Source organism: Mycobacterium sp., assembly GCF_036488105.1.
In the GTDB taxonomy this organism is placed as follows: Bacteria; Actinomycetota; Actinomycetes; order Mycobacteriales; family Mycobacteriaceae; genus Mycobacterium.
In genome coordinates this window covers 1-4,012 of sequence record NZ_DASXHW010000007.1, presented here as the reverse complement: position 1 = coordinate 4,012, position 4,012 = coordinate 1, and the positions used below count along the sequence as shown (strand labels likewise).

Below are 4,012 nucleotides of genomic sequence, written 5' to 3'. Positions count from 1 at the left end.
ATTCCTTGAGGTGCCCGCCAATTTTGACTTGCAGGTCCCACTTGGTGACGAACTCGTCTTCGAGCACGCGGATGCCGCTCTCGCCGGCCAGCAAACCCTTCCACGTGCCTTCGATGTCCGGCGAGATCGAAGTCGTCGCCGTGACGGCGGTTACCACAACATTGGGGTAACCGCCGTTAGCAGTGGAAGGTTTGGTCACTTGCTGTCGGCTTCCTGCTTCGAACCCTCCGACTCGAACTTCGCGCGCAGCGCCTGAGCGGCCTCGGGGTTCTCTTCCTCGAGCTTCTGGATGTAGTTGACGACGTCACCGACGGTGCGCAGACCGGCGAGGTCCTCGTCGGGGATCTTCACGCCGTACTTGTCCTCGGTCTGCACGGCGATCTCCACCATCGACAGCGAGTCGATGTCGAGGTCGTCGACAAACGACTTCTCCGGGGTGATCTCCGACGGCTCGATACCGGTGACCTCTTCGATGATCTCGGCGATACCGGCGATGATTTCTTCCTGGCTGACGGACACGATGTGTTTCCCTTCGTAATATGTTGTGTACTGCTGACTTAACGTGCGTTATGCGGTTGTAGTAGCGAACTAGTTTGACGATTTAGCCTGGGAGCCAACGGTTTACAGCTCTGTCAAACCATCCAGGTCTGCGGGAGTCTTGACGGCACGCGTCGGAACCCCGCGGAGTTCACGTTTGGCGATGCCGGACAAAGCCCCTGCCGGTGGGAACTCGACGATCGCGGTGACACCGCGCTGACGCAGAGTTTCGGAGCACAGGTCCCAGCGCACCGGCCGGGTCAGCTGTGCGACAAGCTTCTCCATTGCATCGGCGGCCGAGCTCACCGGTCGGCCGTCGCGGTTGGACAACAGAACGGCGGTCGGCTCGGAGGTCGCCACGTTCTGCACCGCGGCGGCGTAACCATCGAGGGCCGAGGCCATGAACTCGGTGTGGAAGGCGCCGGCGACGCCCAGTGCGCGGACCCGGGCCTTCTCTGGCGGGTCTTCGGCGAGCTTGTCCAGCGCGCTCAGCCGACCGGCGGCCACGATCTGGCCGGCGGCGTTGCGGTTGGCCGCGACGAGGTCGAGCTGTTCGAGGCGCGCGAGCACCTCGTTCTCGTCGCCGCCGAGAACGGCGGACATGCCGGTCGGCTCGTTGGCGCAGGCCTTGGCCATCTCCGCACCGCGGGTGGCGGCCAGCGCGACGGCGTCATCGGCGGAGATCACTCCGGCGATCGCGTAGGCGGCGATTTCACCAACCGAGTGGCCGGCGACGACGACCTCGTTATCGGCGAGCAGTCCACGTGTTGTCAGCTCCTGGTAGGCAAGCAGTGTGGCCGCGACGATCAACGGCTGGGCGATCGCGGTGTCGGTGATTTCCTCGGTCGAGGCAGTGGTGCCCAGCCGGGAAAGGTCCAGGCCGCTGGCCGTCGACCACGACGTCAGCCGGTCCGCGGCGCCGGGCAGTTCCAGCCACGACGACAGCATCCCCTCGGTCTGCGACCCTTGTCCGGGCGCGAGCAGTGCAATCACATTCTTAAGGGAACACTGTGAAGACGTCTTTGCACGGTGTAACAGATTATGAACCTTGTCTTAGGTTTTTGTGGGAACTCCACAAAACAGTACGCGATGCGACGTGATTGAGATCTTGCCGCAATCTGTCATCCGGCTTCGGCGGTCCCAGAAGGCGCAACCAGGTCCTTTTCCACCGACGGCGTGACCGGCGTCACGATGTTGCTAGCGGTGCTGGACTGCTGGGCCTGGTATGTCAGGTGGCCCACGGTCGCGGCCACCCTAAGGACGTAAGCGTCGCGCGGAAGGGTGGGGTCGCGTCCGGTGAAGTCGGCGATACGCCGGAGTCGGTAACGCACGGTGTTTGGATGAACGAACAACTTGCGGGCGCAGGCCTCGATCGCGCCGCCGCAGTCGAGGTAGGCATCCAGCGTCTCGGTGAGGGTGGGACCGGCGTCGGCGAGCGGCCGCATCACGTCGGTGTGCAACGCCGCGATGGCCGACGCATCGCCCATCAGCGCCCGCTCGGGCAGCAGCTCGCGTGCCAGGACGGGCCGCGGTGCACCCCGCCAGCCGGCCACGGCGTTCATCCCGGAGATCGCCTCGCTGGCGCTGTGATAGGCGGCGGTCAGCATCGGTGCCGTCGGGCCGATCACCACCGGGCCGTCCGAGAACGTGTCCAGCAGGTCACCGAGCACCTTCTCGGTCGGCGTCAACTGGCCGGACACGATCGCCACCAGGTATGTCCCGTGTACGTCAATGAGCGCCGCGCGGCCATGCCGTGCCGCGATATCTCGCACGTCTTGGCTGGCGCGATCTTCTCGGCCCGGTGGTGCGGTTCCCACCACCACCGTCGCCGGCGCGGTGGTATCCCAGTTCAGGGCGGCGGCCCGGGACAGCAGTTCAGGACCGGTGTCGCCGCGCACCACGGCGTCGACGACGCTGGCCTCCATTCGACTGTCCCAGCTTCCGCGGGCCTCGGCGGCGTCGGCGTAGGCAGTGGCGGCACTGAAGGCCAGGTCGCGGCTGTATTTGAGAATCCCGATCATCAAGGCGGTCAACTGTTCGTCAGAGCGGGCCAGCAGCGGGACCACCTCTTCGAAGAACTCCATGGTGAAGCGCACCATCTCCACCGAGTGGCGCAGTGCGATGCGTCGGGTCAGATCCTGCGGCATCAGTTCGAAGGCCCGCGCGGTGTAGTTGACGTTGCTGCTGGGATCTTTCAACCACTCGACGAAGTTCACGACGGCGGTCTGCACAACCAACGCCACGCTGGCCCGCTGGGAGGCTTCCAGCTCGGCGAAGAACGGCAACCGCTCCTGCATGGCGCTCACCGCCTCGGTGGACAACCGACCGGAATACTGCTTCAACGCCCGGAGTAACGACTCCGGAACGCTGTCCAGCAGATCCACCGTCGTCCGCGGCTTCGGAGATTGCTTGTCGGGCATCCCTAAAAGCTACGCTGATTTTCTGGATGTTTCCGCCAAAGGCACGCGGCTCAGGCGCCCGGTCCTGGGTCGGAGGTCTGCGCCGGCGCGGCCTGCACGTCGTCGATTCGGTACTGCCGCGCCGCCGCCACCGGCACCGACGGGTCGATCTGACCGTCGCGTGCCAGCGCCTCCAGCACCGCGACGACCTGGGATTCGGCGTCGGTGTTGAAGAATCGGCGCGCGGCCGGCCGGGTGTCGGAAAAGCCGAACCCGTCGGTGCCCAGCGTGACGTAGCTGCCCGGGACCCATGGCCGGATCTGTTCGGGCACCGCGCGCATCCAGTCCGAGACGGCGATGAACGGGCCCGTCGATGTCGACAGGGCTTGCGTGACGTAAGCCTCGCCGGGGGTCCGGTCGGGGTGCCGCAGTCGTTCCTTCTGCATAGCGACGCCGTCGCGGTTGAGCTCGCTCCAACTCGTCACCGACCATACGTCGGCGGCGACATCCCATTCGGCGGCCAGCATTTCGGATGCCCGCAACGCCGCGGGCATGGCGACACCGGATGCCAGGATGTCGGCGGTGCTGGTGCGGCTTGCGCTGGCTGGCTGGTACCGGTAAATGCCCCGCAGCACGCCCTCGGGGTCGAAGTTCTCCGGCTCCGGTGGCTGCACGTACGGCTCGTTGTAGATGGTGAGGTAGTAGAAGACGTTCTCCGCATTCTCGCCATACATCCGGGCTAGGCCGCCTTCGATGATGTAGGCGATCTCGAAGGCGAAGGCCGGGTCGTAGGAGAGCACCGCCGGGTTGGTGGCCGCCAGCAGCAGTGACTGACCGTCGGCGTGCTGCAGCCCTTCGCCGGTCAGCGTGGTGCGTCCGGCAGTGGCGCCGAGCAGGAAGCCGCGCGCCATCTGATCGGCGGCGGCCCACAGCCCGTCGCCGGTCCGCTGGAAGCCGAACATCGAATAGAAGATGTAGATCGGGATCATCGGTTCGTTGTGAGTCGAATACGACGTCCCGACCGCCGTGAACGAGGCGACCGACCCGGCCTCGTTGATGCCTTCGTGCAGGATCTG

At 65.5% G+C, this 4,012-nt stretch carries 5 protein-coding genes; all 5 read right to left on the bottom strand.

What is annotated here, in order from left to right; all coding sequences use genetic code 11:
* The coding region (locus tag VGH54_RS00335) for a beta-ketoacyl synthase N-terminal-like domain-containing protein (RefSeq protein ID WP_331509953.1) at window positions 1-199 on the bottom strand (199 nt) is incomplete at its 3' end.
* On the bottom strand, window positions 196-519 hold the full coding sequence (acpM, locus tag VGH54_RS00330; protein WP_325690044.1) for a meromycolate extension acyl carrier protein AcpM: 324 nt from the start codon (window positions 517-519) through the stop codon (window positions 196-198). The genes acpM and VGH54_RS00335, both read right to left, overlap by 4 nt.
* Window positions 520-621: 102 nt before the next feature.
* On the bottom strand, window positions 622-1,530 hold the full coding sequence (locus VGH54_RS00325) for an ACP S-malonyltransferase (protein WP_331509952.1): 909 nt from the start codon (window positions 1,528-1,530) through the stop codon (window positions 622-624).
* Between the two features lie 128 nt (window positions 1,531-1,658).
* Window positions 1,659-2,957 carry a PucR family transcriptional regulator gene (locus tag VGH54_RS00320; RefSeq protein ID WP_331509951.1) on the bottom strand — a complete coding sequence of 433 codons (1,299 nt, stop codon included), beginning with the start codon at window positions 2,955-2,957 and terminating at the stop codon, window positions 1,659-1,661.
* Window positions 2,958-3,007: 50 nt separating this feature from the next.
* A partial coding sequence (locus tag VGH54_RS00315) for a transketolase-like TK C-terminal-containing protein (RefSeq protein WP_414688603.1) occupies window positions 3,008-4,012 on the bottom strand: 1,005 nt, incomplete at its 5' end.